The 26,204-nt window shown below is 58.2% G+C and carries 31 protein-coding genes and 4 pseudogenes; 21 read left to right on the top strand and 14 right to left on the bottom strand.

Annotated features, from left to right (window positions below; genetic code table 11):
* Positions 1-9 precede the first annotated feature (9 nt).
* A pseudogene (locus DBR02_RS24285) lies at positions 10-207 on the top strand (DUF3330 domain-containing protein); the annotation flags it as partial.
* Between the two features lie 5 nt (positions 208-212).
* Positions 213-278: pseudogene (locus DBR02_RS27180) on the top strand (EAL domain-containing protein); the annotation flags it as partial.
* A 139-nt stretch (positions 279-417) separates the two neighbouring features.
* On the opposite strand, the gene DBR02_RS24270 reads toward DBR02_RS27180, so the two are convergent.
* The 5 genes and pseudogenes from DBR02_RS24270 to DBR02_RS24245 all read right to left on the bottom strand — a co-directional run bounded on the left by DBR02_RS24270 (position 418) and on the right by DBR02_RS24245 (position 3,485).
* Complete coding sequence (locus DBR02_RS24270) at positions 418-1,182, bottom strand: IS6-like element IS6100 family transposase (protein WP_001389365.1); 765 nt, start codon at positions 1,180-1,182, stop codon at positions 418-420.
* Positions 1,183-1,299: 117 nt separating this feature from the next.
* Positions 1,300-1,368 (bottom strand): annotated as a pseudogene (locus DBR02_RS26710) (EAL domain-containing protein); the annotation flags it as partial.
* 320 nt (positions 1,369-1,688) lie between these two features.
* Positions 1,689-2,189, bottom strand: coding sequence for a GNAT family N-acetyltransferase (locus tag DBR02_RS24260; RefSeq protein WP_000376623.1), 501 nt, complete (start codon positions 2,187-2,189; stop codon positions 1,689-1,691).
* Positions 2,190-2,316: 127 nt separating this feature from the next.
* Positions 2,317-3,156 (bottom strand): sulfonamide-resistant dihydropteroate synthase Sul1, encoded by an 840-nt coding sequence (sul1, locus tag DBR02_RS24250; RefSeq protein ID WP_000259031.1) that lies wholly within the window; start codon positions 3,154-3,156, stop codon positions 2,317-2,319.
* Positions 3,150-3,485 carry a DMT family transporter gene (locus DBR02_RS24245; RefSeq protein ID WP_052238321.1) on the bottom strand — a complete coding sequence of 112 codons (336 nt, stop codon included), beginning with the start codon at positions 3,483-3,485 and terminating at the stop codon, positions 3,150-3,152. Before DBR02_RS24245 ends, sul1 (DBR02_RS24250) begins: the two co-directional genes overlap by 7 nt.
* On the opposite strand from DBR02_RS24245, the gene hypA reads away from it, so the two are divergent.
* Positions 3,378-3,743, top strand: coding sequence for a hydrogenase maturation nickel metallochaperone HypA (hypA, locus tag DBR02_RS24240; protein ID WP_025999322.1), 366 nt, complete (start codon positions 3,378-3,380; stop codon positions 3,741-3,743). The genes DBR02_RS24245 and hypA overlap by 108 nt on opposite strands.
* 3 nt (positions 3,744-3,746) lie before the next feature.
* Here the strand turns inward: hypA and ampR are convergent, their stop codons facing one another.
* From ampR to aadB, 7 genes are all read right to left on the bottom strand, one after another.
* Positions 3,747-4,622 carry a LysR family transcriptional regulator AmpR gene (gene ampR / locus DBR02_RS24235; protein ID WP_004193231.1) on the bottom strand — a complete coding sequence of 292 codons (876 nt, stop codon included), beginning with the start codon at positions 4,620-4,622 and terminating at the stop codon, positions 3,747-3,749.
* Between the two features lie 185 nt (positions 4,623-4,807).
* Positions 4,808-5,464: a quinolone resistance pentapeptide repeat protein QnrA1 gene (locus DBR02_RS24230; RefSeq protein WP_012579084.1), complete on the bottom strand. Its 657-nt coding sequence runs from the start codon at positions 5,462-5,464 to the stop codon at positions 4,808-4,810.
* A 263-nt stretch (positions 5,465-5,727) separates the two neighbouring features.
* Complete coding sequence (locus DBR02_RS24225; protein ID WP_000050481.1) at positions 5,728-7,269, bottom strand: IS91-like element ISCR1 family transposase; 1,542 nt, start codon at positions 7,267-7,269, stop codon at positions 5,728-5,730.
* A gap of 404 nt (positions 7,270-7,673) precedes the next feature.
* Positions 7,674-8,513, bottom strand: a complete 840-nt coding sequence (gene sul1, locus DBR02_RS24220) for a sulfonamide-resistant dihydropteroate synthase Sul1 (RefSeq protein WP_000259031.1) — start codon at positions 8,511-8,513, stop codon at positions 7,674-7,676.
* Positions 8,507-8,854 (bottom strand): quaternary ammonium compound efflux SMR transporter QacE delta 1, encoded by a 348-nt coding sequence (locus DBR02_RS24215; protein WP_000679427.1) that lies wholly within the window; start codon positions 8,852-8,854, stop codon positions 8,507-8,509. The genes sul1 (DBR02_RS24220) and DBR02_RS24215 overlap by 7 nt, the downstream gene beginning before the upstream one ends.
* 163 nt (positions 8,855-9,017) lie before the next feature.
* Positions 9,018-9,809, bottom strand: coding sequence for an ANT(3'')-Ia family aminoglycoside nucleotidyltransferase AadA2 (locus DBR02_RS24210; protein WP_001261740.1), 792 nt, complete (start codon positions 9,807-9,809; stop codon positions 9,018-9,020).
* Positions 9,810-9,866: 57 nt separating this feature from the next.
* Complete coding sequence (aadB, locus tag DBR02_RS24205; protein ID WP_000381802.1) at positions 9,867-10,400, bottom strand: aminoglycoside nucleotidyltransferase ANT(2'')-Ia; 534 nt, start codon at positions 10,398-10,400, stop codon at positions 9,867-9,869.
* Between the two features lie 145 nt (positions 10,401-10,545).
* On the opposite strand from aadB, the gene intI1 reads away from it, so the two are divergent.
* From intI1 to DBR02_RS24150, 10 genes are all read left to right on the top strand, one after another.
* Entirely contained in the window at positions 10,546-11,559 is a 1,014-nt protein-coding gene (gene intI1, locus DBR02_RS24200) for a class 1 integron integrase IntI1 (RefSeq protein WP_000845054.1), read from the top strand.
* Positions 11,560-11,865: 306 nt separating this feature from the next.
* Complete coding sequence (locus tag DBR02_RS24190) at positions 11,866-12,156, top strand: nucleotidyltransferase family protein (RefSeq protein WP_001247892.1); 291 nt, start codon at positions 11,866-11,868, stop codon at positions 12,154-12,156.
* Complete coding sequence (locus DBR02_RS24185; RefSeq protein ID WP_001293886.1) at positions 12,153-12,554, top strand: HepT-like ribonuclease domain-containing protein; 402 nt, start codon at positions 12,153-12,155, stop codon at positions 12,552-12,554. Before DBR02_RS24190 ends, DBR02_RS24185 begins: the two co-directional genes overlap by 4 nt.
* Positions 12,544-12,900, top strand: a complete 357-nt coding sequence (locus tag DBR02_RS24180; protein WP_003465043.1) for a cupin domain-containing protein — start codon at positions 12,544-12,546, stop codon at positions 12,898-12,900. Before DBR02_RS24185 ends, DBR02_RS24180 begins: the two co-directional genes overlap by 11 nt.
* A gap of 254 nt (positions 12,901-13,154) precedes the next feature.
* A complete protein-coding gene (locus DBR02_RS24175) occupies positions 13,155-13,481 on the top strand; it encodes a hypothetical protein (RefSeq protein WP_006812576.1) in 327 nt (108 codons plus the stop codon).
* Positions 13,478-13,978 carry a hypothetical protein gene (locus DBR02_RS24170; RefSeq protein ID WP_003100856.1) on the top strand — a complete coding sequence of 167 codons (501 nt, stop codon included), beginning with the start codon at positions 13,478-13,480 and terminating at the stop codon, positions 13,976-13,978. The genes DBR02_RS24175 and DBR02_RS24170 overlap by 4 nt, the downstream gene beginning before the upstream one ends.
* A complete protein-coding gene (locus tag DBR02_RS24165) occupies positions 13,975-14,346 on the top strand; it encodes a hypothetical protein (protein WP_003100853.1) in 372 nt (123 codons plus the stop codon). The genes DBR02_RS24170 and DBR02_RS24165 overlap by 4 nt, the downstream gene beginning before the upstream one ends.
* Positions 14,340-14,897 carry a recombinase family protein gene (locus DBR02_RS24160; RefSeq protein WP_003100847.1) on the top strand — a complete coding sequence of 186 codons (558 nt, stop codon included), beginning with the start codon at positions 14,340-14,342 and terminating at the stop codon, positions 14,895-14,897. Before DBR02_RS24165 ends, DBR02_RS24160 begins: the two co-directional genes overlap by 7 nt.
* A 36-nt stretch (positions 14,898-14,933) precedes the next feature.
* Complete coding sequence (locus DBR02_RS24155) at positions 14,934-15,902, top strand: magnesium and cobalt transport protein CorA (RefSeq protein WP_032640602.1); 969 nt, start codon at positions 14,934-14,936, stop codon at positions 15,900-15,902.
* A 91-nt stretch (positions 15,903-15,993) separates the two neighbouring features.
* A complete protein-coding gene (locus DBR02_RS24150; protein ID WP_227649764.1) occupies positions 15,994-16,224 on the top strand; it encodes a hypothetical protein in 231 nt (76 codons plus the stop codon).
* Here the strand turns inward: DBR02_RS24150 and DBR02_RS24145 are convergent.
* On the bottom strand, positions 16,221-19,229 hold the full coding sequence (locus tag DBR02_RS24145; protein WP_047721822.1) for a Tn3 family transposase: 3,009 nt from the start codon (positions 19,227-19,229) through the stop codon (positions 16,221-16,223). The genes DBR02_RS24150 and DBR02_RS24145 overlap by 4 nt on opposite strands.
* 163 nt (positions 19,230-19,392) lie before the next feature.
* On the opposite strand from DBR02_RS24145, the gene DBR02_RS24140 reads away from it, so the two are divergent.
* The 8 genes and pseudogenes from DBR02_RS24140 (at position 19,393) to DBR02_RS24100 (ending at position 25,717) form a co-directional block, all read left to right on the top strand.
* A complete protein-coding gene (locus DBR02_RS24140) occupies positions 19,393-19,950 on the top strand; it encodes a recombinase family protein (RefSeq protein WP_001235713.1) in 558 nt (185 codons plus the stop codon).
* A gap of 182 nt (positions 19,951-20,132) precedes the next feature.
* A complete protein-coding gene (locus DBR02_RS24135; protein WP_000027057.1) occupies positions 20,133-20,993 on the top strand; it encodes a broad-spectrum class A beta-lactamase TEM-1 in 861 nt (286 codons plus the stop codon).
* A gap of 148 nt (positions 20,994-21,141) precedes the next feature.
* Positions 21,142-21,651 (top strand): annotated as a pseudogene (locus DBR02_RS24130) (mercury(II) reductase); the annotation flags it as partial.
* Between the two features lie 17 nt (positions 21,652-21,668).
* Positions 21,669-22,031 (top strand): mercury resistance co-regulator MerD, encoded by a 363-nt coding sequence (gene merD, locus DBR02_RS24125; protein ID WP_001277456.1) that lies wholly within the window; start codon positions 21,669-21,671, stop codon positions 22,029-22,031.
* A complete protein-coding gene (gene merE / locus DBR02_RS24120; RefSeq protein ID WP_000993386.1) occupies positions 22,028-22,264 on the top strand; it encodes a broad-spectrum mercury transporter MerE in 237 nt (78 codons plus the stop codon). The genes merD and merE overlap by 4 nt, the downstream gene beginning before the upstream one ends.
* 35 nt (positions 22,265-22,299) lie before the next feature.
* The gene (locus DBR02_RS24115) at positions 22,300-22,968 is read left to right on the top strand and encodes an EAL domain-containing protein (RefSeq protein ID WP_001300294.1); all 669 of its coding nucleotides are present in this window, start codon (positions 22,300-22,302) and stop codon (positions 22,966-22,968) included.
* A gap of 74 nt (positions 22,969-23,042) precedes the next feature.
* The gene (locus DBR02_RS24105; RefSeq protein WP_000179844.1) at positions 23,043-24,722 is read left to right on the top strand and encodes a Mu transposase C-terminal domain-containing protein; all 1,680 of its coding nucleotides are present in this window, start codon (positions 23,043-23,045) and stop codon (positions 24,720-24,722) included.
* 2 nt (positions 24,723-24,724) lie between these two features.
* Positions 24,725-25,717, top strand: coding sequence for a TniB family NTP-binding protein (locus DBR02_RS24100; RefSeq protein ID WP_001381192.1), 993 nt, complete (start codon positions 24,725-24,727; stop codon positions 25,715-25,717).
* Here DBR02_RS24100 and DBR02_RS24095 read toward each other — a convergent pair.
* A complete protein-coding gene (locus DBR02_RS24095) occupies positions 25,686-26,186 on the bottom strand; it encodes a GNAT family N-acetyltransferase (protein WP_000376623.1) in 501 nt (166 codons plus the stop codon). The genes DBR02_RS24100 and DBR02_RS24095 overlap by 32 nt on opposite strands.
* Positions 26,187-26,204: the final 18 nt, after the last annotated feature.

Here is a 26,204-nt window from a genome sequence, read left to right as displayed (position 1 = left end):
CTACCAATCTGGAGGAGTACCACCATGAACGCAAACGCCCCGAACACTGCCAGTTGCACCACCTGCTGCGTATGCTGCAAAGAAATTCCGCTCGATGCCGCCTTCACCCCGGAAGGCGCGGAATACGTCGAACATTTCTGCGGGCTGGATTGCTATGAACGCTTCCAGGCACGCGCCAAGGCCGCGACAGAATCTGACATTGCGCCTGTCCTGTCATTTTCAGAAGACGACTGCACCAGTTGATTGGGCGTAATGGCTGTTGTGCAGCCAGCTCCTGACAGTTCAATATCAGAAGTGATCTGCACCAATCTCGACTATGCTCAATACTCGTGTGCACCAAAGCGAGGTGAGCATGGCGACGGAGGCTCTGTTGCAAAGATTGGCGGCAGTCAGAGGTAGGCTGTCGCTCTGCGCCGATCAGGCGGCTGCTGCGAAATGGTGGTTGAGCATGCCCATGGCCTCCGTCAGCGCCGAGGGCCCAATGCCAAAAGCTCTCTCCACAAGGCGCACCTCGCCCCTGATGCCGGGCTGCAGGCACCAGGGGCGAGCCTGTCCTTTGCGCAGGGCTCGCATGACTTCGAATCCCTTGATCGTGGCATAGGCCGTGGGGATCGATTTGAAACCGCGCACCGGCTTGATCAGTATCTTGAGCTTTCCGTGATCGGCCTCGATCACGTTATTGAGATACTTCACCTGCCGGTGGGCCGTCTCCCGGTCCAGCTTTCCTTCGCGCTTCAATTCGGTGATCGCTGCACCATAGCTCGGCGCTTTGTCGGTATTGAGCGTGGCAGGCTTTTCCCAGTGCTTCAGGCCTCGCAGGGCCTTGCCCAGGAACCGCTTCGCTGCCTTGGCGCTGCGGGTCGGCGACAGGTAGAAATCGATCGTGTCGCCCCGCTTGTCGACTGCCCGGTACAGGTAGGTCCACTTGCCCCGCACCTTGACGTAGGTTTCATCCAGGCGCCAGCTCGGATCAAAGCCACGCCGCCAGAACCAGCGCAGCCGCTTCTCCATCTCCGGGGCGTAGCACTGGACCCAGCGATAGATCGTCGTATGGTCGACCGAAATGCCGCGTTCCGCCAGCATTTCCTCAAGGTCGCGATAGCTGATCGGATAGCGACAATACCAGCGCACCGCCCACAGGATCACATCACCCTGGAAATGGCGCCACTTGAAATCCGTCATCGTTCCGTCCGTCCAATCTCCGCCAAGCATGCTCAAGCTTCACGATTTTTGCAACAGAGCCCACACGAGTATTGAGCATAGTCGAGATTGGTGCAGATCACTTCTGATATTGAACTGTCAGGAGCTGGCTGCACAACAGCCATTACGCCCAATCAACTGGTGCAGTCGTCTTCTGAAAATGACATTTGGTATCTCTCATAAACGGATGTTTTTGAGAGAACTATCTTCGGCCTTCACACGCACGAAAGGCGGCGAAGCTCCGCCGTTAATCCGTCCGCCGGAGATCTCGCCCAGGCAGGCTGAAGGCCGAGCAAGCCTGACAGGCCCGAAAAGCCCGGCACGGGCGTCGGCGGCGATGACGGCGGCGGCATTATCCAGGGTTGATGATGGAAGTGGAGGATATCGACAACCTCTCGCGCAACCAAGACATCGCGGTCGGACTGCAAGTGATCTTGAAGCCACGGGCCCGTCCCACCCCGACATGGACCTCGATGCCCGAACGGACGTTAGATTTCGAGTTCTAGGCGTTCTGCGATGAAGGTTGGATCCCAGCCGGGATTGAAAGTGTCGACGTGGGTGAATCCGAGCCGCTCGTATAGGCCACGCAGGTTCGGGTGGCAGTCGAGCCGCAGCTTGGCGCACCCCTGCGTTCGCGCGGCATGGCGGCAAGCCTCGATCAGCGCGGAGCTGACACCCCGGCCCGCATGTGTCCGTCGCACCGCGAGCTTGTGCAGATATGCGGCCTCCCCCTTGAGGGCGTCGGGCCAGAACTCGGGATCCTCGGCCGACAAGGTGCAACAGCCGACGATGCCGTCGCTGCAACTCGCGACTAGGAGCTCGGATCTCAGGACGAAGGTCTCCGCGAATGTCCGGTCGATCCGCGCGACGTCCCAGGCGGGCGTTCCCTTGGCGGACATCCACGCCGCAGCGTCGTGCATCAGCCGCACAACCTCGTCGATATCACCCGAGCAGGCGACCCGAACGTTCGGAGGCTCCTCGCTGTCCATTCGCTCCCCTGGCGCGGTATGAACCGCCGCCTCATAGTGCAGTTTGATCCTGACGAGCCCAGCATGTCTGCGCCCACCTTCGCGGAACCTGACCAGGGTCCGCTAGCGGGCGGCCGGAAGGTGAATGCTAGGCATGATCTAACCCTCGGTCTCTGGCGTCGCGACTGCGAAATTTCGCGAGGGTTTCCGAGAAGGTGATTGCGCTTCGCAGATCTCCAGGCGCGTGGGTGCGGACGTAGTCAGCGCCATTGCCGATCGCGTGAAGTTCCGCCGCAAGGCTCGCTGGACCCAGATCCTTTACAGGAAGGCCAACGGTGGCGCCCAAGAAGGATTTCCGCGACACCGAGACCAATAGCGGAAGCCCCAACGCCGACTTCAGCTTTTGAAGGTTCGACAGCACGTGCAGCGATGTTTCCGGTGCGGGGCTCAAGAAAAATCCCATCCCCGGATCGAGGATGAGCCGGTCGGCAGCGACCCCGCTCCGTCGCAAGGCGGAAACCCGCGCCTCGAAGAACCGCACAATCTCGTCGAGCGCGTCTTCGGGTCGAAGGTGACCGGTGCGGGTGGCGATGCCATCCCGCTGCGCTGAGTGCATAACCACCAGCCTGCAGTCCGCCTCAGCAATATCGGGATAGAGCGCAGGGTCAGGAAATCCTTGGATATCGTTCAGGTAGCCCACGCCGCGCTTGAGCGCATAGCGCTGGGTTTCCGGTTGGAAGCTGTCGATTGAAACACGGTGCATCTGATCGGACAGGGCGTCTAAGAGCGGCGCAATACGTCTGATCTCATCGGCCGGCGATACAGGCCTCGCGTCCGGATGGCTGGCGGCCGGTCCGACATCCACGACGTCTGATCCGACTCGCAGCATTTCGATCGCCGCGGTGACAGCGCCGGCGGGGTCTAGCCGCCGGCTCTCATCGAAGAAGGAGTCCTCGGTGAGATTCAGAATGCCGAACACCGTCACCATGGCGTCGGCCTCCGCAGCGACTTCCACGATGGGGATCGGGCGAGCAAAAAGGCAGCAATTATGAGCCCCATACCTACAAAGCCCCACGCATCAAGCTTTTGCCCATGAAGCAACCAGGCAATGGCTGTAATTATGACGACGCCGAGTCCCGACCAGACTGCATAAGCAACACCGACAGGGATGGATTTCAGAACCAGAGAAAGAAAATAAAATGCGATGCCATAACCGATTATGACAACGGCGGAAGGGGCAAGCTTAGTAAAGCCCTCGGTGCGGCGGACATTATCCGCGAACAGGCTGAACAGCACGGCATTGCGCGGGTAACGGATGTCTGGCTGGAAGTCGGCGCACTGGCGGATGTTGAGGAGAGTGCACTGCATTTCTGTTTTGATATCGCCTGCCGTGATACCGTGGCGCAGGGCTGCACACTGCATATTGATGTTATCCCGGCACAGGCATGGTGCTGGGATTGCAGCCGTGAGGCCGAAATCATGCAGCACGCCGGATGCTGTCCGCACTGCGGCAGTGAACGGCTGCGCATCAGTGAAGGTGATGATTTGCGGGTAAAAAGCCTGGAAGGTGAGTGAGTTTTACGCCGCCGCCGTATTCAGCAGCCAGCGGGCGAATTGCTGCATGGCCGGGGTTTCCGTACGGGACTGTAACCGCGTCAGCCAGTAGCCGCCGAGGGTGATTTCTGCGGCAAACGGCTGTACCAGTGCGCCTGACTGTAACAGGCGGCTGAACATACATACCGGTGCGATCGCTACCCCGGCACCCAGTTGTGCCGCCTCGGCCATGGCCAGTGAGGTATCGAACACCATTACCGGCTGTGACGGGGAAGGCGGTGTGCCGCCCGCACAATCCAGCCAGCGGCTCCATTCATCCCGGCGGAATGAGCGCAGCAGGGTAAAGCGGTGAACATCATCCGGCTGCTGTAACTGTTCTGCAATGGCCGGTGAGCACAGCGGAGCGTGTGGTGCACTGAAAATCAGTTCCGCATCTGACTCATGCCACGCGCCGTTACCGAAACGGATCGTATAATCATGCCCTTCCGCCGCCGGGTCCACATGATTGTTATGGGTGGAGATATGCAGATCAATATGCGGATGGCTGTCATAGAATCCGGCCAGACGCGGCAGCAGCCAGCCTGCGGCAAATGTTCCCACCGCACCGACTTTCACCCGCTCACGGAACTGCCCGTGAGAAAAACACTCCAGAGTATCCGCAATCCGGTCAAACGCCTCATTGAGCACCGGCAGTAATCCCTCACCTTCATGGGTCAGCACCAGCCCGCGCGAGACGCGGGTAAACAGCACACAGCCGAGTTGTTCTTCCAGCGCCCTGACCTGCTGGCTGACGGCGGCATGGGTGACATTCAGCTCAATCGCCGCGCGGGTAAAACTGAGATGACGGGCGGCGGCCTCAAAGGCGCGCAGCGGGTTAAGGGGGAGATAACGTCTGACCATAATCCACCTGTAAGTTTTTCTTTAGGGCAGTTGAGTCTTCATAATGCCTCCTTTGAAGGGAAGGTATAACGTCGGCTGCGGCAGCAGAGAAACGGCATTCCGGCGGTAATACTCTGCTATAGCAGAATCTGCCTTGTTGTAGCGCGGAACTCAAGTGATATTTGCCTCTTGTGTTTGCATTCGAGCTAATCCGGCAGCACTATTACTCCCAAGGGTTCCAGCAGTTGCTCCTGTTGCCAGGCACAGATCTTGACTCCTTCGAGGTTGACCCGTCTGGGGTCGAGCCCATCCAGATCGGCAAAGGTCAGGTCACAGCCCCGCAGATTGACCTGTTGCCAACAGTCGCGGGAGAAGGTGCCGCGGCTGAGATCTGAGCCCATCAAGGAAGCGCCGCTGAGATTGGCATTGCTCCAGTTGTTTTCAAACAGCTCGCATTTTTCCAGGCATTGGCCACTCAAGTTGGTATAGGCCAGGTTGCAACCTGAGATATAAGCCGAGCAGAAGTACATCTTATGGCTGACTTGATTGTAGAAGCGGGCCCGGGAAAAGTTGGCGCCCTTGAGATCGCACTCCCTGAACTCTATGCCAAAGCAGTTGGCACCGCTGAAGTTGGCCAAAGACAGACGGCAGGCCTTGAAACTGGCATCGCGCAGATCGGCATAGCTGAAGTGACACCCTTCAACGGCGCCGCTTTCAATGAAACTGCAATCCTCGAAACTGGCATCCTGCAGCTGACAGTGGCTGAAGTCACACTGATAAAAGCGGCAGCGGCGAAAACGGCTGTCACTCAAATCCTGGCGTGAGAAATCCTCTTGCTGAAAAACTTTATCAATAATATCCATACGGCTTCCTTTAATCAGGGAGGGTGCTAACGGGTATAGGAAGTATAAACCACCTTTTTGCTCCTCATCCGAAGTATCTTACCTGAAATTCCCTCACTCGTTTACCGCTCAAGCCCCAATTTTAACTGCCGGTCCAGCCTAAACCGCTCTAATAAGGTTCGATTTGGCGGTAAAATCTCTAGCCTGATAGCTCGAGAGATACAAACTGCCCCACCGCCCCGTTTAAAAGTTGGCAGTGTTGAGCAGTGTTGGATTTGGGGTCGTCAGTCAAAGAGACGACTCTGTGATGGATCGAACAGGCTGGGAGTCAGTGGCGGCGCTCGTTCTGGTGGCAGCTCACGCTGCTTGGCGGCATTCGCCTTGGCTGTTTTCTGTTTCAGATGCTTGAGAATCTGCTCAATGACCTTCGGATCTTCGATGCTGGCAATCACTTTGACGTGACCGCCGCAGTGTTCGCAGACTTCAATATCAATATTGAAGACTCGCTTGAGGCGTTGCATCCAGGTCATGGCGCGGTGGCGCTCTGCAGGACTCTTGTCACGCCAGTTAGTATCGAGACCTTCCGATTTGTCGGGCTTCTTGCCCCGCTTGGCGGGTGTTACTTGAACTCGGTGTTTGCTGTTCGGTGCAAAGACGCCGTGGAAGCGTGTGAGGTTGACTCGCGGCTTAGGTACCAACGCAGCGAGTTTGGCGATGAAGTCCAGCGGCTCGAAGATCACATGGGTGGTGCCATTGCGGTACGGAGTTTTGAGCTCGTAACGCACCTGCCCATTGGCGGTTAATGCCAGACGTTTTTCTGAAACCGCTGGCCGACTAATGTAGCGACACAAGCGCTCAAGCTTATCCCGCTGATGCGCTTCGGCCATCACACCGGCGTGTAGCGAGAAACCAGCATGGTTGGCTACTCGACTGCTTGAGTCGGCTTTATCCTCACGCCCTGGCAAGGTTTGCAGGGTGAAGACTTTGCGCCCTTGCTGGGGGCCGACGGCAATGCGATACGTAACCGAAGCACCATGTAATTGAGTCAGCGTATCGTCTTCGCCCTCTTCCAGTGTCAACCACGTATTCTCGGCATCACGCTCCAAAATCCCACGCTTTTCCATGCAGCGAGCGATGCGATGGCTGAGGGTGTGAGCGAGCGTATTCAGCTCATCGTAAGTGGGTGCCTTGACACGATGGAAGCGTTGCTTGCCATAGTCATCTTCGGCATAGACACCATCGAGAAACAGCATGTGGTAGTGGACATTGAGATTTAGCGCGGAGCCAAAGCGTTGGATAAGAGTCACTGAGCCAGTTTGTGCAGAGGCTTTGGTGTAACCGGCTTTTTTGATCAGATGAGTTGAGAGTGTACGATAGACGATACTCAAGACCTGGCCCATCAGCTGGGGATGGCGAGCCAGCAAAAAGCGTAGCTGGAAAGGAAAGCTGAGCACCCACTGGCGAATGGGCTCCTTGGGGAAGACTTCGTCTATCAGCAGCGCCGCACTCTCGGCCATCCGGCGGGCACCGCAGCTAGGGCAAAAGCCGCGTCGTTTACAGCTGAAGGCGACCAGACGCTCGTGATGACAATCCTCGCAGCGAACCCGCATGAAACCATACTCCAGACGGCCACATTGGAGGAGGTCGTTGAATTCTTGTTGGATGTAGCGAGGCAGGTGTTGACCTTGGGCTTCGAGTGAGGCTTTGAAGGCTGGGTAGTGCTGCTCAACCAGCTGGTAGAGCAGCGTCTGGTCGGGTTGGTGGCGTTCGTAACCGTTTGTTTGAGTGGGCGATTGACTCGCCGTGGCGTTCCTTGCCAGCGACATGGGTATCCTCCGCTGATACTGTGGTTATGTACAGTATCAGCGGCTTGCGTTCAGACGTCCAGTCTGGCCCTAGACATCGCTAAATGCTTAACCCGCAATAGCCCTCACGAGTTGTTATCAGCCACTACCGGTTGAGCGAGAAGGTTTTGGGTTCAGGGTGCTATTGCTCCACCAATCACAATACTGAAGCCCCAACTGTTATCAGTTGGGGCTTTTTCTTGTCTGTTTGCGGCGGTTGCGTTTTATCGGTAGTCGTCGAGCTCTGCACCATCCCACATAAGAGCTTAACGGTGCGATCTTCAACGCCATCACACAAAACTTTCTTTTTCACGCACAGTCAACTTATTGGATGTTTTATTAACAACCCAAAAGGAGATATTTAGCGGGCGGCCGGAAGGTGAATGCTAGGCATGATCTAACCCTCGGTCTCTGGCGTCGCGACTGCGAAATTTCGCGAGGGTTTCCGAGAAGGTGATTGCGCTTCGCAGATCTCCAGGCGCGTGGGTGCGGACGTAGTCAGCGCCATTGCCGATCGCGTGAAGTTCCGCCGCAAGGCTCGCTGGACCCAGATCCTTTACAGGAAGGCCAACGGTGGCGCCCAAGAAGGATTTCCGCGACACCGAGACCAATAGCGGAAGCCCCAACGCCGACTTCAGCTTTTGAAGGTTCGACAGCACGTGCAGCGATGTTTCCGGTGCGGGGCTCAAGAAAAATCCCATCCCCGGATCGAGGATGAGCCGGTCGGCAGCGACCCCGCTCCGTCGCAAGGCGGAAACCCGCGCCTCGAAGAACCGCACAATCTCGTCGAGCGCGTCTTCGGGTCGAAGGTGACCGGTGCGGGTGGCGATGCCATCCCGCTGCGCTGAGTGCATAACCACCAGCCTGCAGTCCGCCTCAGCAATATCGGGATAGAGCGCAGGGTCAGGAAATCCTTGGATATCGTTCAGGTAGCCCACGCCGCGCTTGAGCGCATAGCGCTGGGTTTCCGGTTGGAAGCTGTCGATTGAAACACGGTGCATCTGATCGGACAGGGCGTCTAAGAGCGGCGCAATACGTCTGATCTCATCGGCCGGCGATACAGGCCTCGCGTCCGGATGGCTGGCGGCCGGTCCGACATCCACGACGTCTGATCCGACTCGCAGCATTTCGATCGCCGCGGTGACAGCGCCGGCGGGGTCTAGCCGCCGGCTCTCATCGAAGAAGGAGTCCTCGGTGAGATTCAGAATGCCGAACACCGTCACCATGGCGTCGGCCTCCGCAGCGACTTCCACGATGGGGATCGGGCGAGCAAAAAGGCAGCAATTATGAGCCCCATACCTACAAAGCCCCACGCATCAAGCTTTTGCCCATGAAGCAACCAGGCAATGGCTGTAATTATGACGACGCCGAGTCCCGACCAGACTGCATAAGCAACACCGACAGGGATGGATTTCAGAACCAGAGAAAGAAAATAAAATGCGATGCCATAACCGATTATGACAACGGCGGAAGGGGCAAGCTTAGTAAAGCCCTCGCTAGATTTTAATGCGGATGTTGCGATTACTTCGCCAACTATTGCGATAACAAGAAAAAGCCAGCCTTTCATGATATATCTCCCAATTTGTGTAGGGCTTATTATGCACGCTTAAAAATAATAAAAGCAGACTTGACCTGATAGTTTGGCTGTGAGCAATTATGTGCTTAGTGCATCTAACGCCGGAGTTAAGCCGCCGCGCGTAGCGCGGTCGGCTTGAACGAATTGTTAGACATCATTTACCAACTGACTTGATGATCTCGCCTTTCACAAAGCGAATAAATTCTTCCAAGTGATCTGCGCGTGAGGCCAAGTGATCTTCTTTTTGTCCCAGATAAGCTTGCTTAGCTTCAAGTAAGACGGGCTGATACTGGGCAGGTAGGCGTTTTATTGCCCAGTCGGCAGCGACATCCTTCGGCGCGATTTTGCCGGTTATTGCGCTGTACCAAATGCGGGACAACGTAAGCACTACATTTCGCTCATCGCCGGCCCAGTCGGGCTGCGAGTTCCATAGCTTCAAGGTTTCCCTCAGCGCCTCGAATAGATCCTGTTCAGGAACCGGGTCAAAGAATTCCTCCGCTGCCGGACCTACCAAGGCAACGCTATGTTCTCTTGCTTTTGTAAGCAGGATAGCTAGATCAATGTCGATCATGGCTGGCTCGAAGATACCCGCAAGAATGTCATTGCGCTGCCATTCTCCAAATTGCAGCTCGCGCTTAGCCGGATAACGCCACGGGATGATGTCGTCATGCACGACAAGGGTGACTTCTATAGCGCGGAGCGTCTCGCTCTCGCCAGGGAAAGCCGAAGCCTCCATAAGGTCATTGAGCAATGCTCGCCGCGTCGTTTCATCAAGCTTTACGGCCACAGTAACCAACAAATCAATATCGCTGTATGGCTTCAGGCCGCCATCCACTGCGGAGCCGTACAAATGCACGGCCAGCAACGTTGATTCCAGATGGCGCTCAATGACGCTTAGCACCTCTGATAGTTGGTTCGAAATTTCGATGGTCACCGCTACCCTCATGATGTCTAACACCTGAGTTAAGCCGCGCCGCGAAGCGGCGTCGGCTTGGACGAATTGTTAGGCCGCATATCGCGACCTGAAAGCGGCACGCAAGACCTCAACCTTTTCCGCCCCGAGTGAGGTGCATGCGAGCCTGTAGGACTCTATGTGCTTTGTAGGCCAGTCCACTGGTGGTACTTCATCGGCATAGTAAAAGTAATCCCAGATGATCGCCTCCCAGCTGTTACAACGGACTGGCCGCCCGGCGATGACGCCCTCAGCCGCCTCTGGGCACGAGCCCTGCGGAGCCTCCGCGATTTCATACGCTTCGTCTGCCCACCAAGCAGGTTCGCAGTCAAGTAACTCATCCCCGATCTCCGCTAAGAATCCATAGTCCAACTCCTCCATGACGCGCCCGCCGAGCATTTCAACTATTGCCTCGAGCTCGCCGCGCCTCTCGCCGGGAAACGTCAGATCAATATCATCGTGCTTGCGTGTTACACGCCCTAGCCGTGCATCGATCGCCCAGCCCCCACCGATCCAGAGCGGCAGATTTCGCTCATCTGCCGCAGCTAGAATTTTGTGTATCAATGTGACCTGCGTTGTGTCCATGCGGCCTAACTTTGTTTTAGGGCGACTGCCCTGCTGCGTAACATCGTTGCTGCTCCATAACATCAAACATCGACCCACGGCGTAACGCGCTTGCTGCTTGGATGCCCGAGGCATAGACTGTACAAAAAAACAGTCATAACAAGCCATGAAAACCGCCACTGCGCCGTTACCACCGCTGCGTTCGGTCAAGGTTCTGGACCAGTTGCGTGAGCGCATACGCTACTTGCATTACAGTTTACGAACCGAACAGGCTTATGTCAACTGGGTTCGTGCCTTCATCCGTTTCCACGGTGTGCGTCACCCGGCAACCTTGGGCAGCAGCGAAGTCGAGGCATTTCTGTCCTGGCTGGCGAACGAGCGCAAGGTTTCGGTCTCCACGCATCGTCAGGCATTGGCGGCCTTGCTGTTCTTCTACGGCAAGGTGCTGTGCACGGATCTGCCCTGGCTTCAGGAGATCGGAAGACCTCGGCCGTCGCGGCGCTTGCCGGTGGTGCTGACCCCGGATGAAGTGGTTCGCATCCTCGGTTTTCTGGAAGGCGAGCATCGTTTGTTCGCCCAGCTTCTGTATGGAACGGGCATGCGGATCAGTGAGGGTTTGCAACTGCGGGTCAAGGATCTGGATTTCGATCACGGCACGATCATCGTGCGGGAGGGCAAGGGCTCCAAGGATCGGGCCTTGATGTTACCCGAGAGCTTGGCACCCAGCCTGCGCGAGCAGCTGTCGCGTGCACGGGCATGGTGGCTGAAGGACCAGGCCGAGGGCCGCAGCGGCGTTGCGCTTCCCGACGCCCTTGAGCGGAAGTATCCGCGCGCCGGGCATTCCTGGCCGTGGTTCTGGGTTTTTGCGCAGCACACGCATTCGACCGATCCACGGAGCGGTGTCGTGCGTCGCCATCACATGTATGACCAGACCTTTCAGCGCGCCTTCAAACGTGCCGTAGAACAAGCAGGCATCACGAAGCCCGCCACACCGCACACCCTCCGCCACTCGTTCGCGACGGCCTTGCTCCGCAGCGGTTACGACATTCGAACCGTGCAGGATCTGCTCGGCCATTCCGACGTCTCTACGACGATGATTTACACGCATGTGCTGAAAGTTGGCGGTGCCGGAGTGCGCTCACCGCTTGATGCGCTGCCGCCCCTCACTAGTGAGAGGTAGGGCAGCGCAAGTCAATCCTGGCGGATTCACTACCCCTGCGCGAAGGCCATCGGTGCCGCATCGAACGGCCGGTTGCGGAAAGTCCTCCCTGCGTCCGCTGATGGCCGGCAGCAGCCCGTCGTTGCCTGATGGATCCAACCCCTCCGCTGCTATAGTGCAGTCGGCTTCTGACGTTCAGTGCAGCCGTCTTCTGAAAACGACAGGCGCGGCACGGGAATCAAGGCATTGCGATTCTCGAAAATAGTTCTTGAAATTCTATTCTTGATTGCATATCATCTCAACGAGTTTCGATAAGAAAGGATGCGCATGCGACCGTCTGTTGTGCTTGACATGAAGCGAAGCGCAGTGCGTGAAGCGGTAGGCCGCTTTCGCGCCGCGAACCCGCGCGTCTTCGGCTCGGTGCTGCATGGCACCGACCGGGATGGCAGCGACCTCGACCTGTTGGTCGATGCGCTGCCCGGTGCCACGTTGTTGGACTTGGGCGATTTGGAAGAAGAACTGAAATCGCTGCTCGGCGTTGACGTCGATCTGCTGACTCCCGGCGACCTGCCGCCGAAGTTCCGGGCCAAGGTGCTCGCGGAGGCGCAACCGATATGAGCGAGAACCGCCTGCCCGATTACCTCGACCACATTCAGCAGGCCGCAACCGATGCGCGCAGCTTCGTGGAAGGGATGGCCAAGGACGACTTCTTGGCCGACAAGCGCACCCAGCAGGCCGTCATCATGAGCCTGATCGTCATCGGCGAGGCGGCCACAAAGGTGATGGATGGCTACGTCGAGTTCACCCAGGCGCATGCCGACGTGCCGTGGCGCAGCATGCGCAATATGCGTAATCGCATGGCTCACGGCTATTTCGACATCAACCTCGATGTGGTGTGGGAGACGGTACAGGAATGGCTGCCGGCGTTGCTCCAGCAATTGCCCGCCGTGCGTCAGGATGCCGACGATGAAGACCGTAACGACAACTGTGAAAGAGGGATCTCCGATGACTGTTGAATCGAGAATATTTTCTGTAGCCGAGTATGTTCAGCCGTCCGAAGGCGAGCCTATTCGTTCCGTTGTGCTTGAAACCCGAGACTCAATTATCGTGGTTTGGCATGTCCATCCCGGGCAGGAAATTGCGGCTCACATTCATCCTCACGGCCAAGACACGTGGACTGTTTTGTCGGGAATGGCTGATTACTTTCAGGGCAATGGGATTGTTCGTGCCCTCAGGGAAGGTGAGATAGCCGTGGCAAGACCGGGCCAAGTGCACGGGGCGCGAAATACAGGTACCGAGCCATTTGTGTTCGTCTCGGTTGTGGCATCAGCCAATGCCGGTTTCGTATTGGCTGAGCGATAGAGCCCAATCTCTGGAGTTGGTCCAATGAGCGGTCGGGGAGATAGGTAACAGACATGCAGCGGACACGGCTGCTAAACCAGGTCGCAAACCTCCTTGCGTCGCAGCGTGCCGCAAGCGACGCGATCAATCGAATGGGGTCGGCATGAGACTGAACACCATCCAGTTCCCGACCGCGTAGCCGCCTGTCCTGCCGATCAGGTCTTGACCATCGACGCCTGGGATCAGTCCTGAATGTTCTTGGAGACCACTACGTTATGAGCCGCAGCCGCCGCAAAACACCCATCGTCGGGCACACGACCTGCGGCAGCGAGCGCGAGGACAAGAAGCTCTGGCATCAGCGCTGGCGCACCCGTGAGAGCACGGCGCTGACCAGCGCGTCGCCCGAAGCCCTGAGCGCCCATCTGCCCCTGCTGGAAAACCAGGCCAGCAGCGTCTGGTCGATGGGCAAGGATGGCCGCTCCTACTGGCCCGTCAAGCGCCAGGCCGCCACGGCGGATCGCATCGCCAATCACAAGGGACGCAACCCGCAAGAACGCGCCTCCCTGAAAAAGCGCCTGCTGCGCAAGTGGATGAGCAAATGAAGCTCTCCTTCCATCAGCACATTGCGCTGTTCTGGATGATCGGTGCTCCGGGCGTCTTCGCGCCCGTGATCGAGAACGCCAAGCGGCCCGATGCCGGCGCCGTCATGGCGTGGGGTGTCGCGATCGTGGCGGTGATGATCCTCTTCACCCCTTTGCTGCTGCGCTGTCCACCATTCCGGCGCTGGTATGGCCGGACGGATGCGCTGTCGGAGCGGCAGCGCCAGGCGCTTGCCGAGCGCGGCCTGCGCCGCTACTACCAGACCGCTTTCGATGACGGCTACGTGCCCCGCGTGATGCCCTACGTGTGGCGCATCATCTGGACGGTCGGCGGGTTGATGGCTGTGACCGCCGTACTGCCTACCAACACCGGACGGCCAGCCTTCGATGCCTTGGTGGTCTTCTCGACCTGGTATCCGATAGGCGTGATGCTGCTGGTTTTCGCGTCGAGGCCCCTTGGCCGGTTGATTCGCCAAAGAGCACAGGAGCGGCGGAAATGAGCACGTCAACCATCGAGGCGCTGGCCAGCGCCTGGGCAAGGATTGCCGAGGAAGCGGAATTCCCCGCTGACTACGAGGGGACTGCCACACCACAAGCGCATCGGGCTAGCGAAGCTATTCAGGAGCAGATTCGGGAGCGCATCGTCGCCACCAACGACATGCGGCTGTTCAGCCTGCTGCACCTGCTGGGTCAGGCGTCGCTGCGCATGGAGCAAGCGCTGTGGCCGGAGGATTACGAGCGGATGACGCGCGAGGTTGAGGAAGCCCTGCGGCAAGCCACCGACGCCAACGCCAGATCGTACACCCACGAAGAAGTGATGCAGGCGATGCAGGAACGCATCGACCGGGCGCGAGACAAGCCATGTTGATTGGCTATGCGCGCGTCTCGACGCAGGATCAGAACCTGGAGCTGCAACGCGAAGCCTTGAGCAAGGCCGGATGTAAAAAGGTCTTCGAGGACAAGGTGAGTGGCACGCGGGCAGACCGGCCTGGCTTGGCCAAGACGCTCGAAATGCTGCGCGAAGGCGATACTTTGGTCGTCTGGAAGCTCGACCGGCTGGGCCGGTCGGTCAAGCAACTGGTCGATCTGGTCGGCGATCTGCACAAGCACGGTGTCCAGTTCAGGAGCCTCACCGACTCCATCGACACCGGCACACCATCCGGGCGGTTCTTCTTCCACGTCATGGCGAGCCTTGCCGAAATGGAGCGCGAGCTGACCGTCGAGCGCACCCGCGCCGGGCTGGAAGTCGCCAAGCAGCTCGGCCGCAAAGGCGGCCGCAAGCCGAAGATGACCGACAGCAAGATCGAGTCGGCCAAGAAGCTGCTGGCCAGCGGGGTGCCGCCCAAGGACGTGGCCAAGAACCTCGGCGTGTCCATTCCGACGCTGTACCGCTGGGTGCCAGCCTCCACGCACGCTTAGCGTGCTTTATTTTCCGTTTTCTGAGACGACCCCTGCATGACCATTATCGCCGCATATTATTACAACGAAGGTAAGCGAGTCCGTGAAATCAGGCTCGATGAGCACGTCGAACTAAACGAGAATCGCTCGGGCTTCTGCTGGATCGCGCTTAGCGAGCCCACCGCAGACGAACTCAGCGCGATCCAGACGACGTATAACCTCCATCCTTTGGCGATCGACAACGCCATGCACCCGCTGTGCCCGCCCAAGCTCGAGGTCTACAACGATGAGTTGTACGTCGTCGCCCAGACCGCCGAGCTGGTCGGCGACCGGATCAGCTACGGCAAGATGGCGATCTTCACCGGTCACAATCACCTTATCACCGTGCGGCACGGCAATGCCGGAGCGCTGGGCAAACTTCGGGAGCAACTCGAGGCATCGCCGACGCAGTTCGGCAAGGGTGTCGACTATGTGCTGCACGCGATCTTGCACCGAGTGGTCGACCAGTATCTGCCCATCTTCGAAATGATCGAGGACGACGTCCTGGCGATGGAGCGACGGTCGCTGCACGATTTCCTCGAGCCAGAAGAGGTGGCGCGAATCTTCGAACTAAGGTCCGAACTCACGCGGTTCCAGCGCACGCTCGGGGCTATGGCCGAGCTGGTGCGAAAGCTCGTTCGCGGCCACTTTCCCTGCATCAGCGCCGAAATGACACCATATTTCCACGACGTCGCGGACCATGTCCACCGCGTGCAGTCCATGGTCGACGGCCTCCTGCTTGTCCTGTCCACGGTCTTCGAGGCCAGCAGCCTTCTGGAAGCGCAAAGGATCGGTGTGGTCACTCGCCAGCTCGCGGCCTGGGCGGCGATCTTGGCGGTCCCGACGGCGATCGCCGGAATATATGGCATGAACTTCAAGCACATGCCGGAACTGGACACGCCATATGGCTACTTCGTCGTGCTCGGAGTGATAGCGGTGTTCTGCCTTCTCCTATTCATGCGCTTCAAGAAGGCCAAGTGGCTATGAGTAACGCACTTCGCGAGCTTCTCCGTCCGCCGAGTCACAGCGCGCTTTGTGCGCGAGCGTGTCCAATCCAGTTCAAGATGAAGGTGCTTCCATGACCTCCCAGGTGACCGACGTTCTAGAAGCAGTCCAGTCATTCATCGCCAAAGGCTATGACCGCGAATACCGCGTCAAGGACGGCAATCTCGTCGATCTCGAACTAGGGTCAACCCTCGATGCATGCAGCATTCGCGTCGATGCGGCGTTGCGCCTCGAGAGCGGGGACGACGGCGAAGATGCCTCCAACATGGGGTTTGAGAGCCAATGGAACGAAAACGTACGCTAAGAAGTTAATTCATTGTTTAAATTGAAATTTAGTTCTCTCAGTTCCCCCTTCAAAATATCCTCCGGTAGCGTAAACGTATAATGCCCCAGCATATTGATATGCCCGTGCATCAGTGGGGACAACCGGGCGATATCTTCAACCCCGATTTCTTCTCCATTACTGCGTATCCAGCTCAGGGCTTCCTGCATATAAAGTGTGTTCCACAGTACCACTGCGTTAGTGACCAGGCCCAGTGCCCCCAGCTGATCTTCCTGACCTTCACGATAGCGCTTTCTGATCTCACCGCGCTGCCCGTAGCAGATCGCCCTCGCCACAGCATGGCGGCCTTCCCCCCGGTTTAGCTGCGTCAGGATCCGCCGACGATAATCCTCATCATCAATATAATTAAGAAGGTACAGCGTCTTGTTGACGCGCCCCACTTCCATGATCGCCTGTGCCAGCCCTGATGGGCGCGAGCTTTTCAGCAAAGAGCGAATGAGTTCTGAAGCATGAATGGTGCCCAGTTTCAGCGAACCGGCGGTTCGCATCATCTCATCCCACTGATCCTCGGCTTTCGACAGATCGGCACAACCACGTGCCAGTTCGTCCAGTGCACCGTAATTTGCCGATTTATCCACTCGCCAGAATACCGCTTCACCGGCATCGGCAAGCCGGGGGGAAAACTGGTATCCCAGCAGCCAGAAGAGGCCAAAAATAATGTCGCTGGTACCGGCTGTGTCTGTCATGATCTCAACCGGATTCAGCCCTGTCTGCTGCTCCAGAAGGCCTTCCAGCACAAAAATGGAATCTCGTAATGTGCCGGGGACAACGATGCCGTGGAATCCAGAGTACTGATCAGAGACGAAGTTGTACCAGGTGATGCCACGTCCGGAACCAAAATATTTTCTGTTAGGTCCTGAATTGACGGTTTTCACCGGCGTGACAAAGCGCATGCCATCAGCTGAAGCCACTTCGCCACCACCCCAGCGGCCAGCAAGCTCCAGTGTGGACTGAAAATCAACCAGGCGGGCATTGGCGCTGACCAGCGTTTCTGCCCGGAGGTAATTCTGTTTTACCCAGCTAAGCCGGTGGCGCGTCAGCGCCGGTATATTGTGCTTTATCAGCGGTTCCAGCCCGATATTGCAGGCCTCTGCCATCAGGACCGCGCACAGGCTGATGTGCAGATCCTGTGCCCGGGCCCCGGATTCACTGACATGCGTAAACTCACGTGTAAATCCCGTTCTGGCATCTATTTCAAGCAACAGTTCCGTCAAATCTACTGGCGGGAGTAGCAGCCTTACCCGACTGTTGAGACGATGCAACGATGTTGGCTCCTCCAGTTTCTCCAGGCTGCTGATAGTCAGGGAAGGATGTTTACCGTCATGGCAAATATGAACCTCCGCATTTCCTTCAAAGCGGGATGCGACGGTTTTCCAGGTTTCATCTAGCTGGACCGCCAACTGTTGCACGCCTTTATGTCCATCAGTGGGATGTCCCAGCGCCCGGCAAACGGGGACCCGCTGAGCCTGCCATTCTTCCCCCTGCAACAGCTTCTCGCGGGGATTTCCCCAGCGATCGCTGTTTTCGAGCCAGATGTCCCTTCGACGTAGTGCATCCTGAAGGCGCTCCAGCAGACAAAGCGAGTAACCGGCACGCTGTATCCGGCCCTCCGCATCGTATACCAGGCGTTTCCAGGGGCCGGTAATAATATGTTCAGGCGCATTGTCCAGGATGCGCTTTTTCGAGCAGTTCAGTTCGGTCAGATAATGAATGGCGGACAACGTATGTTCTCCGGCTGGCGCTGCCTGGAAATGCAGGTCGCGCAATACCGCCGGAAGAAAGCGCTTTACCCGCCCGTACTGCTCCACCATTTCGTCATGGAAATTGTTGTTCTGAGGCCGGGCCAGCTCATTTACCTTGCAGACGGATTCTGCCAGCCTGCTTTTCGGTATGCTGTTGAATATGGTCTCCCTCAGTTCAGCATCGTCAGCCTGTTCATCCAGCAACAATGAACATGCCCGCGCCAATATTAGCGCAGCACGATCAAGATCTTTAAGCGTCCTGAGCCGTTTTTTCTGCCCCGTTTTCTTCGCCGCACGAGTGATATCCAGTATCAGCATATCGAGCACATCAACGGCCTCATCCAGCGCCGCAGTCTCCTGCGCTTTAACGAATGCTGTGAGTACGGCCAGTTTTCTCTGCTGTGGCATTCGCGCGATATATTTTACCGACGCCATGCCTGCGTAACGGGCCAAATTACGCAGTTGTATAGCAGGCAGACCGGTAAAATTCAGTCGGGAAAATTCCAGGTTTCGCAGCCGGATATACCGCTCCAGCGCTTCGGTAAATGCCGGGCCGCTGACGGTGACCGGTCCCTTTTTCAGTTGCTCCAGCGGTGAAGTACGCTGCCCCTCAGGAATGTCCAGAAGATCCGTCACGCGGGCGGTCTGCCAGCTGTCCGGCAACGCGGCCAGTTTCTTCCACAGCCGCTGATTTGCCCGTTCGCGTATTTCACTGACGAGACGTACAAGTGTGGTTGCTCCGGGCAGCAGGACCTTATTCTGAAGCAGCCACGCGGTGGCAAAATCAAACATAAGGCCGGGTCGCTCATTACTGAGCCATGCGCGGGTGTACAGCAGGCGCTTCAGGCGGAAAGACCAGGGGAAATCGCCAAATTCATGGTAACCGTAATATTCCTTAATCAGCGCAGTATGCTCTCTGAGGGTGGTAACCCGTTCTGCGTAGCGGGTAAGGACTTCTGGACGGCGAATATTAAGCTGCACCGCGACAAATTGCTGAACACCTGGCAGAACCCGGGTTAAGTCTGTCAGAAAGGTGCCCAGAAAACGGGCGGTGGTGAGCTGAAGCGCAATTCCCAGCCGGTTATGCCTTCCCCGCCGCTGGTTAATGAAGGCAAGATCCCGCTCATCAAGATGAAAATAGCGCGCCAGCTGCACGTCATTGGGTTCTGCAACATAGCGACCATAATTCAGTTCCTGCTCAGTGGTCAGAAAATCGACGGGCATACCGGCCTCCCTGCCTGATGGTCATGAATTAACAATTTCGCAACCGTCCGAAATATTATAAATTATCGGACATCGTAAAACTGTTACATTAATATGTCTATTAAATCGTAAATTTGTAATAATAGACATGAGTTGTCCGATATTCGATTTAAGGTACATTTTTATGCGACTTTTTGGTTACGCTCGGGTCTCAACCAGTCAGCAGTCTCTTGATCTTCAGGTCAGAGCACTCAAAGACGCAGGTGTGAAAGCAAACCGTATATTTACCGATAAGGCATCCGGCAGTTCAACAGACCGGGAAGGGCTGGATTTGCTGAGGATGAAGGTGGAGGAAGGTGATGTCATTCTGGTTAAGAAGCTCGACCGTCTTGGCCGCGACACTGCCGATATGATCCAACTGATAAAGGAATTTGACGCTCAGGGCGTGGCAGTCCGGTTCATTGATGACGGGATCAGTACCGACGGTGATATGGGGCAAATGGTGGTCACCATCCTGTCGGCTGTGGCACAGGCTGAACGCCGGAGGATCCTAGAACGCACGAATGAGGGCCGACAGGAAGCAAAGCTGAAAGGAATCAAATTTGGCCGCAGGCGTACCGTGGACAGGAACGTCGTGCTGACGCTTCATCAGAAGGGCACTGGTGCAACGGAAATTGCTCATCAGCTCAGTATTGCCCGCTCCACGGTTTATAAAATTCTTGAAGACGAAAGGGCCTCGTGATACGCCTATTTTTATAGGTTAATGTCATGATAATAATGGTTTCTTAGACGTCAGGTGGCACTTTTCGGGGAAATGTGCGCGGAACCCCTATTTGTTTATTTTTCTAAATACATTCAAATATGTATCCGCTCATGAGACAATAACCCTGGTAAATGCTTCAATAATATTGAAAAAGGAAGAGTATGAGTATTCAACATTTTCGTGTCGCCCTTATTCCCTTTTTTGCGGCATTTTGCCTTCCTGTTTTTGCTCACCCAGAAACGCTGGTGAAAGTAAAAGATGCTGAAGATCAGTTGGGTGCACGAGTGGGTTACATCGAACTGGATCTCAACAGCGGTAAGATCCTTGAGAGTTTTCGCCCCGAAGAACGTTTTCCAATGATGAGCACTTTTAAAGTTCTGCTATGTGGTGCGGTATTATCCCGTGTTGACGCCGGGCAAGAGCAACTCGGTCGCCGCATACACTATTCTCAGAATGACTTGGTTGAGTACTCACCAGTCACAGAAAAGCATCTTACGGATGGCATGACAGTAAGAGAATTATGCAGTGCTGCCATAACCATGAGTGATAACACTGCTGCCAACTTACTTCTGACAACGATCGGAGGACCGAAGGAGCTAACCGCTTTTTTGCACAACATGGGGGATCATGTAACTCGCCTTGATCGTTGGGAACCGGAGCTGAATGAAGCCATACCAAACGACGAGCGTGACACCACGATGCCTGCAGCAATGGCAACAACGTTGCGCAAACTATTAACTGGCGAACTACTTACTCTAGCTTCCCGGCAACAATTAATAGACTGGATGGAGGCGGATAAAGTTGCAGGACCACTTCTGCGCTCGGCCCTTCCGGCTGGCTGGTTTATTGCTGATAAATCTGGAGCCGGTGAGCGTGGGTCTCGCGGTATCATTGCAGCACTGGGGCCAGATGGTAAGCCCTCCCGTATCGTAGTTATCTACACGACGGGGAGTCAGGCAACTATGGATGAACGAAATAGACAGATCGCTGAGATAGGTGCCTCACTGATTAAGCATTGGTAACTGTCAGACCAAGTTTACTCATATATACTTTAGATTGATTTAAAACTTCATTTTTAATTTAAAAGGATCTAGGTGAAGATCCTTTTTGATAATCTCATGACCAAAATCCCTTAACGTGAGTTTTCGTTCCACTGAGCGTCAGACCCCTACAAGCGTGGAACACATCTACGCCGCAGGCGACTGCACCGACCAGCCGCAGTTCGTCTATGTGGCGGCAGCGGCCGGCACTCGCGCCGCGATCAACATGACCGGCGGTGACGCGGCCCTGAACCTGACCGCGATGCCGGCCGTGGTGTTCACCGACCCGCAAGTGGCGACCGTAGGCTACAGCGAGGCGGAAGCGCACCATGACGGCATCAAAACTGATAGTCGCACGCTAACGCTGGACAACGTGCCGCGCGCGCTCGCCAACTTCGACACGCGCGGCTTCATCAAACTGGTGGTTGAAGAAGGCAGCGGACGACTGATCGGCGTGCAGGCAGTGGCCCCGGAAGCGGGCGAACTGATCCAGACGGCCGCACTGGCGATTCGCAACCGGATGACGGTGCAGGAACTGGCCGACCAGTTGTTCCCCTACCTGACGATGGTCGAAGGGTTGAAGCTCGCGGCGCAGACCTTCAACAAGGATGTGAAGCAGCTTTCCTGCTGCGCCGGGTGAGGACAAGGAGGTGTGCGATGAGCGCCTACACGGTATCGCAACTGGCCCATAACGCTGGGGTGAGCGTACATATCGTGCGCGACTACCTGGTGCGCGGCTTGTTACGGCCGGTGGCCTGCACCACGGGCGGCTACGGCGTGTTCGACGATGCGGCCTTGCAACGGCTGTGCTTCGTGCGCGCGGCCTTCGAGGCGGGTATCGGCCTGGATGCCCTGGCGCGGCTGTGCCGTGCGCTCGACGCAGCGGACGGCGCACAAGCCGCAGCGCAGCTTGCCGTGCTGCGCCAGTTGGTCGAGCGGCGGCGCGCGGCGTTGGCCCATCTGGACGCGCAACTGGCCTCCATGCCAGCCGAGCGGGCGCACGAGGAGGCATTGCCGTGAACGCCCCTGACAAACTGCCGCCCGAGACGCGCCAACCCGTTTCCGGCTACCTGTGGGGTGCGCTGGCCGTGTTGACCTGCCCCTGCCATCTGCCGATTCTCGCCGCCGTGCTGGCCGGGACGACCGCCGGTGCCTTCCTTGGCGAGCATTGGGGTGTTGCCGCGCTCGCGCTGACCGGCTTGTTCGTTCTGGCCGTAACGCGGCTGCTGCGCGCCTTCCGGGGCGGATCATGACGAGTTCGCAGCCCGCCGGATGGACGGCGGCCGAGTTGGCGCAGGCGGCGGCGCGCGGACAGCTTGACCTGCATTACCAGCCGCTGGTCGATCTGCGCGATCACCGGATCGCTGGCGCGGAAGCGTTGATGCGCTGGCGGCATCCGAGGCTTGGCCTGTTGCCGCCCGGCCAGTTCCTGCCGCTGGCCGAGTCGTTCGGCCTGATGCCGGAAATAGGCGCGTGGGTGCTGGGCGAGGCCTGTCGCCAGATGCACAAGTGGCAAGGACCGGCATGGCAACCGTTCCGTCTTGCCATCAATGTGTCCGCCAGCCAGGTTGGGCCAACGTTCGACGACGAGGTAAAGCGGGTGCTGGCCGATATGGCCCTGCCCGCCGAGCTTCTGGAGATCGAACTGACCGAATCGGTCGCATTCGGCAATCCAGCCCTGTTCGCCAGTTTCGACGCCTTGCGCGCCATCGGCGTGCGCTTCGCCGCCGACGACTTCGGCACCGGCTATTCCTGCCTGCAACATCTGAAATGCTGCCCCATCACCACATTGAAAATCGACCAATCCTTTGTCGCCAGGCTCCCGGATGATGCCCGTGACCAAACTATCGTGCGGGCGGTGATCCAGCTCGCGCACGGGCTGGGCATGGATGTCATTTTCAGAAGACGACTGCACCAGTTGATTGGGCGTAATGGCTGTTGTGCAGCCAGCTCCTGACAGTTCAATATCAGAAGTGATCTGCACCAATCTCGACTATGCTCAATACTCGTGTGCACCAAAGCGAGGTGAGCATGGCGACGGACACCCCACGGATTCCAGAACAAGGCGTGGCCACTCTGCCTGATGAGGCTTGGGAGCGTGCGCGCCGTCGTGCGGAGATCATCAGTCCGTTGGCGCAGTCGGAGACGGTCGGGCACGAAGCGGCCGATATGGCGGCTCAGGCGCTGGGCTTGTCTCGGCGCCAGGTATACGTTCTGATCCGGCGTGCCCGGCAAGGCAGCGGCCTCGTGACGGATCTGGTGCCCGGCCAGTCCGGTGGAGGTAAAGGTAAGGGGCGCTTGCCGGAACCGGTCGAGCGCGTCATCCACGAGCTACTGCAAAAGCGGTTCCTGACCAAGCAGAAGCGCAGCCTAGCGGCCTTTCACCGCGAAGTCACTCAGGTGTGCAAGGCTCAAAAACTGCGAGTGCCGGCGCGCAATACCGTGGCCTTACGGATCGCTAGCCTTGACCCGCGCAAGGTCATCCGCCGGCGGGAAGGCCAGGATGCCGCTCGTGACCTACAAGGTGTGGGCGGCGAGCCTCCTGCCGTGACCGCGCCGCTGGAGCAGGTGCAGATAGACCATACGGTCATCGACCTGATCGTGGTCGATGACCGCGACCGGCAACCTATTGGCCGCCCGTACCTGACCCTCGCCATCGACGTGTTCACCCGCTGCGTGCTCGGCATGGTCGTCACGCTGGAAGCGCCGTCTGCCGTTTCGGTTGGCCTGTGCCTCGTGCATGTCGCCTGCGACAAGCGCCCTTGGCTGGAAGGACTGAACGTGGAAATGGATTGGCAGATGAGCGGCAAGCCCTTGCTGCTCTACCTAGACAACGCGGCCGAGTTCAAGAGCGAGGCCCTGCGCCGGGGTTGCGAGCAGCATGGCATCCGGCTGGACTATCGCCCGCTGGGACAGCCGCACTATGGCGGCATCGTGGAACGGATCATCGGCACGGCGATGCAGATGATTCACGACGAACTGCCGGGAACGACCTTCTCCAACCCTGACCAGCGCGGCGACTACGATTCCGAAAACAAGGCCGCCCTGACGCTGCGCGAGCTAGAGCGCTGGCTCACATTGGCGGTCGGCACCTACCACGGTTCGGTGCACAACGGCCTGCTCCAACCGCCGGCCGCGCGCTGGGCCGAGGCCGTGGCGCGTGTCGGCGTACCGGCCGTCGTCACACGCGCTACTTCGTTCCTGGTCGATTTTCTGCCGATCCTCCGGCGCACGCTGACCCGCACCGGCTTTGTCATCGACCACATCCACTACTACGCCGATGCGCTCAAGCCGTGGATTGCGCGGCGTGAACGCTGGCCGTCCTTTCTGATCCGGCGCGATCCGCGCGACATCAGCCGTATCTGGGTCCTGGAACCGGAGGGACAGCATTACCTGGAAATTCCCTACCGTACCTTGTCGCATCCGGCTGTCACCCTCTGGGAACAACGGCAGGCGCTGGCGAAACTGCGGCAGCAAGGGCGCGAACAGGTGGATGAGTCGGCGCTGTTCCGCATGATCGGCCAGATGCGTGAGATTGTGACCAGCGCGCAGAAGGCCACACGCAAGGCGCGGCGTGACGCGGATCGCCGCCAGCACCTCAAGACATCAGCTCGGCCGGACAAGCCCGTTCCGCCGGATACGGATATTGCCGACCCGCAGGCAGACAACTTGCCACCCGCCAAACCGTTCGACCAGATTGAGGAGTGGTAGCCGTGGACGAATATCCCATCATCGACCTGTCCCACCTGCTGCCGGCGGCCCAGGGCTTGGCCCGTCTTCCGGCGGACGAGCGCATCCAGCGCCTTCGCGCCGACCGCTGGATCGGCTATCCGCGCGCAGTCGAGGCGCTGAACCGGCTGGAAGCCCTTTATGCGTGGCCAAACAAGCAACGCATGCCCAACCTGCTGCTGGTTGGCCCGACCAACAATGGCAAGTCGATGATCGTCGAGAAGTTCCGCCGCACCCACCCGGCCAGCTCCGACGCCGACCAGGAGCACATCCCGGTGTTGGTCGTGCAGATGCCGTCCGAGCCGTCCGTGATCCGCTTCTACGTCGCGCTGCTCGCCGCGATGGGCGCGCCGCTGCGCCCACGCCCACGGTTGCCGGAAATGGAGCAACTGGCTCTGGCACTGCTGCGCAAGGTCGGCGTGCGCATGCTGGTGATCGACGAGCTGCACAACGTGCTGGCCGGCAACAGCGTCAACCGCCGGGAATTCCTCAACCTGCTGCGCTTCCTCGGCAACGAACTGCGCATCCCGTTGGTTGGGGTAGGCACGCGCGACGCCTACCTAGCCATCCGCTCCGATGACCAGTTGGAAAATCGCTTCGAGCCGATGATGCTGCCGGTATGGGAGGCCAACGACGATTGCTGCTCACTGCTGGCCAGCTTCGCCGCTTCGCTCCCGCTGCGCCGGCCTTCCCCAATTGCCACGCTGGACATGGCTCGCTACCTGCTCACACGCAGCGAGGGCACCATAGGGGAACTGGCGCACTTGCTGATGGCGGCGGCCATCGTCGCCGTGGAGAGCGGCGAGGAAGCGATCAACCATCGCACACTCAGCATGGCCTGTCGACAACCTCTCGCGCAACCAAGACATCGCGGTCGGACTGCAAGTGATCTTGAAGCCACGGGCCCGTCCCACCCCGACATGGACCTCGATGCCCGAACGGACGTTAGATTTCGAGTTCTAGGCGTTCTGCGATGAAGGTTGGATCCCAGCCGGGATTGAAAGTGTCGACGTGGGTGAATCCGAGCCGCTCGTATAGGCCACGCAGGTTCGGGTGGCAGTCGAGCCGCAGCTTGGCGCACCCCTGCGTTCGCGCGGCATGGCGGCAAGCCTCGATCAGCGCGGAGCTGACACCCCGGCCCGCATGTGTCCGTCGCACCGCGAGCTTGTGCAGATATGCGGCCTCCCCCTTGAGGGCGTCGGGCCAGAACTCGGGATCCTCGGCCGACAAGGTGCAACAGCCGACGATGCCGTCGCTGCAACTCGCGACTAGGAGCTCGGATCTCAGGACGAAGGTCTCCGCGAATGTCCGGTCGATCCGCGCGACGTCCCAGGCGGGCGTTCCCTTGGCGGACATCCACGCCGCAGCGTCGTGCATCAGCCGCACAACCTCGTCGATATCACCCGAGCAGGCGACCCGAACGTTCGGAGGCTCCTCGCTGTCCATTCGCTCCCCTGGCGCGGT

This window comes from Enterobacter cloacae complex sp., assembly GCF_900322725.1.
GTDB classification, from domain to species: Bacteria; Pseudomonadota; Gammaproteobacteria; order Enterobacterales; family Enterobacteriaceae; genus Enterobacter; species Enterobacter quasihormaechei.
The sequence above is the reverse complement of the archived record's forward strand: the minus strand, read 5'-3'. Positions and strand labels throughout refer to the sequence as shown.

Excerpts from the sequence above, each read along its gene's own strand:
- DBR02_RS24270 (WP_001389365.1), bottom strand. The coding sequence starts at position 1,182 with ATGACGGATTTCAAGTGGCGCCATTTCCAGGGTGATGTGATCCTGTGG.
- DBR02_RS24260 (WP_000376623.1), bottom strand. The coding sequence starts at position 2,189 with ATGGACAGCGAGGAGCCTCCGAACGTTCGGGTCGCCTGCTCGGGTGAT.
- sul1 (WP_000259031.1), bottom strand. The coding sequence starts at position 3,156 with ATGGTGACGGTGTTCGGCATTCTGAATCTCACCGAGGACTCCTTCTTC.
- ampR (WP_004193231.1), bottom strand. The coding sequence starts at position 4,622 with ATGGTCAGACGTTATCTCCCCCTTAACCCGCTGCGCGCCTTTGAGGCC.
- DBR02_RS24230 (WP_012579084.1), bottom strand. The coding sequence starts at position 5,464 with ATGGATATTATTGATAAAGTTTTTCAGCAAGAGGATTTCTCACGCCAG.
- DBR02_RS24225 (WP_000050481.1), bottom strand. The coding sequence starts at position 7,269 with ATGTCGCTGGCAAGGAACGCCACGGCGAGTCAATCGCCCACTCAAACA.
- sul1 (WP_000259031.1), bottom strand. The coding sequence starts at position 8,513 with ATGGTGACGGTGTTCGGCATTCTGAATCTCACCGAGGACTCCTTCTTC.
- DBR02_RS24215 (WP_000679427.1), bottom strand. The coding sequence starts at position 8,854 with ATGAAAGGCTGGCTTTTTCTTGTTATCGCAATAGTTGGCGAAGTAATC.
- DBR02_RS24210 (WP_001261740.1), bottom strand. The coding sequence starts at position 9,809 with ATGAGGGTAGCGGTGACCATCGAAATTTCGAACCAACTATCAGAGGTG.
- aadB (WP_000381802.1), bottom strand. The coding sequence starts at position 10,400 with ATGGACACAACGCAGGTCACATTGATACACAAAATTCTAGCTGCGGCA.
- intI1 (WP_000845054.1), top strand. The coding sequence starts at position 10,546 with ATGAAAACCGCCACTGCGCCGTTACCACCGCTGCGTTCGGTCAAGGTT.
- DBR02_RS24190 (WP_001247892.1), top strand. The coding sequence starts at position 11,866 with ATGCGACCGTCTGTTGTGCTTGACATGAAGCGAAGCGCAGTGCGTGAA.
- DBR02_RS24185 (WP_001293886.1), top strand. The coding sequence starts at position 12,153 with ATGAGCGAGAACCGCCTGCCCGATTACCTCGACCACATTCAGCAGGCC.
- DBR02_RS24180 (WP_003465043.1), top strand. The coding sequence starts at position 12,544 with ATGACTGTTGAATCGAGAATATTTTCTGTAGCCGAGTATGTTCAGCCG.
- DBR02_RS24175 (WP_006812576.1), top strand. The coding sequence starts at position 13,155 with ATGAGCCGCAGCCGCCGCAAAACACCCATCGTCGGGCACACGACCTGC.
- DBR02_RS24170 (WP_003100856.1), top strand. The coding sequence starts at position 13,478 with ATGAAGCTCTCCTTCCATCAGCACATTGCGCTGTTCTGGATGATCGGT.
- DBR02_RS24165 (WP_003100853.1), top strand. The coding sequence starts at position 13,975 with ATGAGCACGTCAACCATCGAGGCGCTGGCCAGCGCCTGGGCAAGGATT.
- DBR02_RS24160 (WP_003100847.1), top strand. The coding sequence starts at position 14,340 with ATGTTGATTGGCTATGCGCGCGTCTCGACGCAGGATCAGAACCTGGAG.
- DBR02_RS24155 (WP_032640602.1), top strand. The coding sequence starts at position 14,934 with ATGACCATTATCGCCGCATATTATTACAACGAAGGTAAGCGAGTCCGT.
- DBR02_RS24150 (WP_227649764.1), top strand. The coding sequence starts at position 15,994 with ATGACCTCCCAGGTGACCGACGTTCTAGAAGCAGTCCAGTCATTCATC.
- DBR02_RS24145 (WP_047721822.1), bottom strand. The coding sequence starts at position 19,229 with ATGCCCGTCGATTTTCTGACCACTGAGCAGGAACTGAATTATGGTCGC.
- DBR02_RS24140 (WP_001235713.1), top strand. The coding sequence starts at position 19,393 with ATGCGACTTTTTGGTTACGCTCGGGTCTCAACCAGTCAGCAGTCTCTT.
- DBR02_RS24135 (WP_000027057.1), top strand. The coding sequence starts at position 20,133 with ATGAGTATTCAACATTTTCGTGTCGCCCTTATTCCCTTTTTTGCGGCA.
- merD (WP_001277456.1), top strand. The coding sequence starts at position 21,669 with ATGAGCGCCTACACGGTATCGCAACTGGCCCATAACGCTGGGGTGAGC.
- DBR02_RS24105 (WP_000179844.1), top strand. The coding sequence starts at position 23,043 with ATGGCGACGGACACCCCACGGATTCCAGAACAAGGCGTGGCCACTCTG.
- DBR02_RS24095 (WP_000376623.1), bottom strand. The coding sequence starts at position 26,186 with ATGGACAGCGAGGAGCCTCCGAACGTTCGGGTCGCCTGCTCGGGTGAT.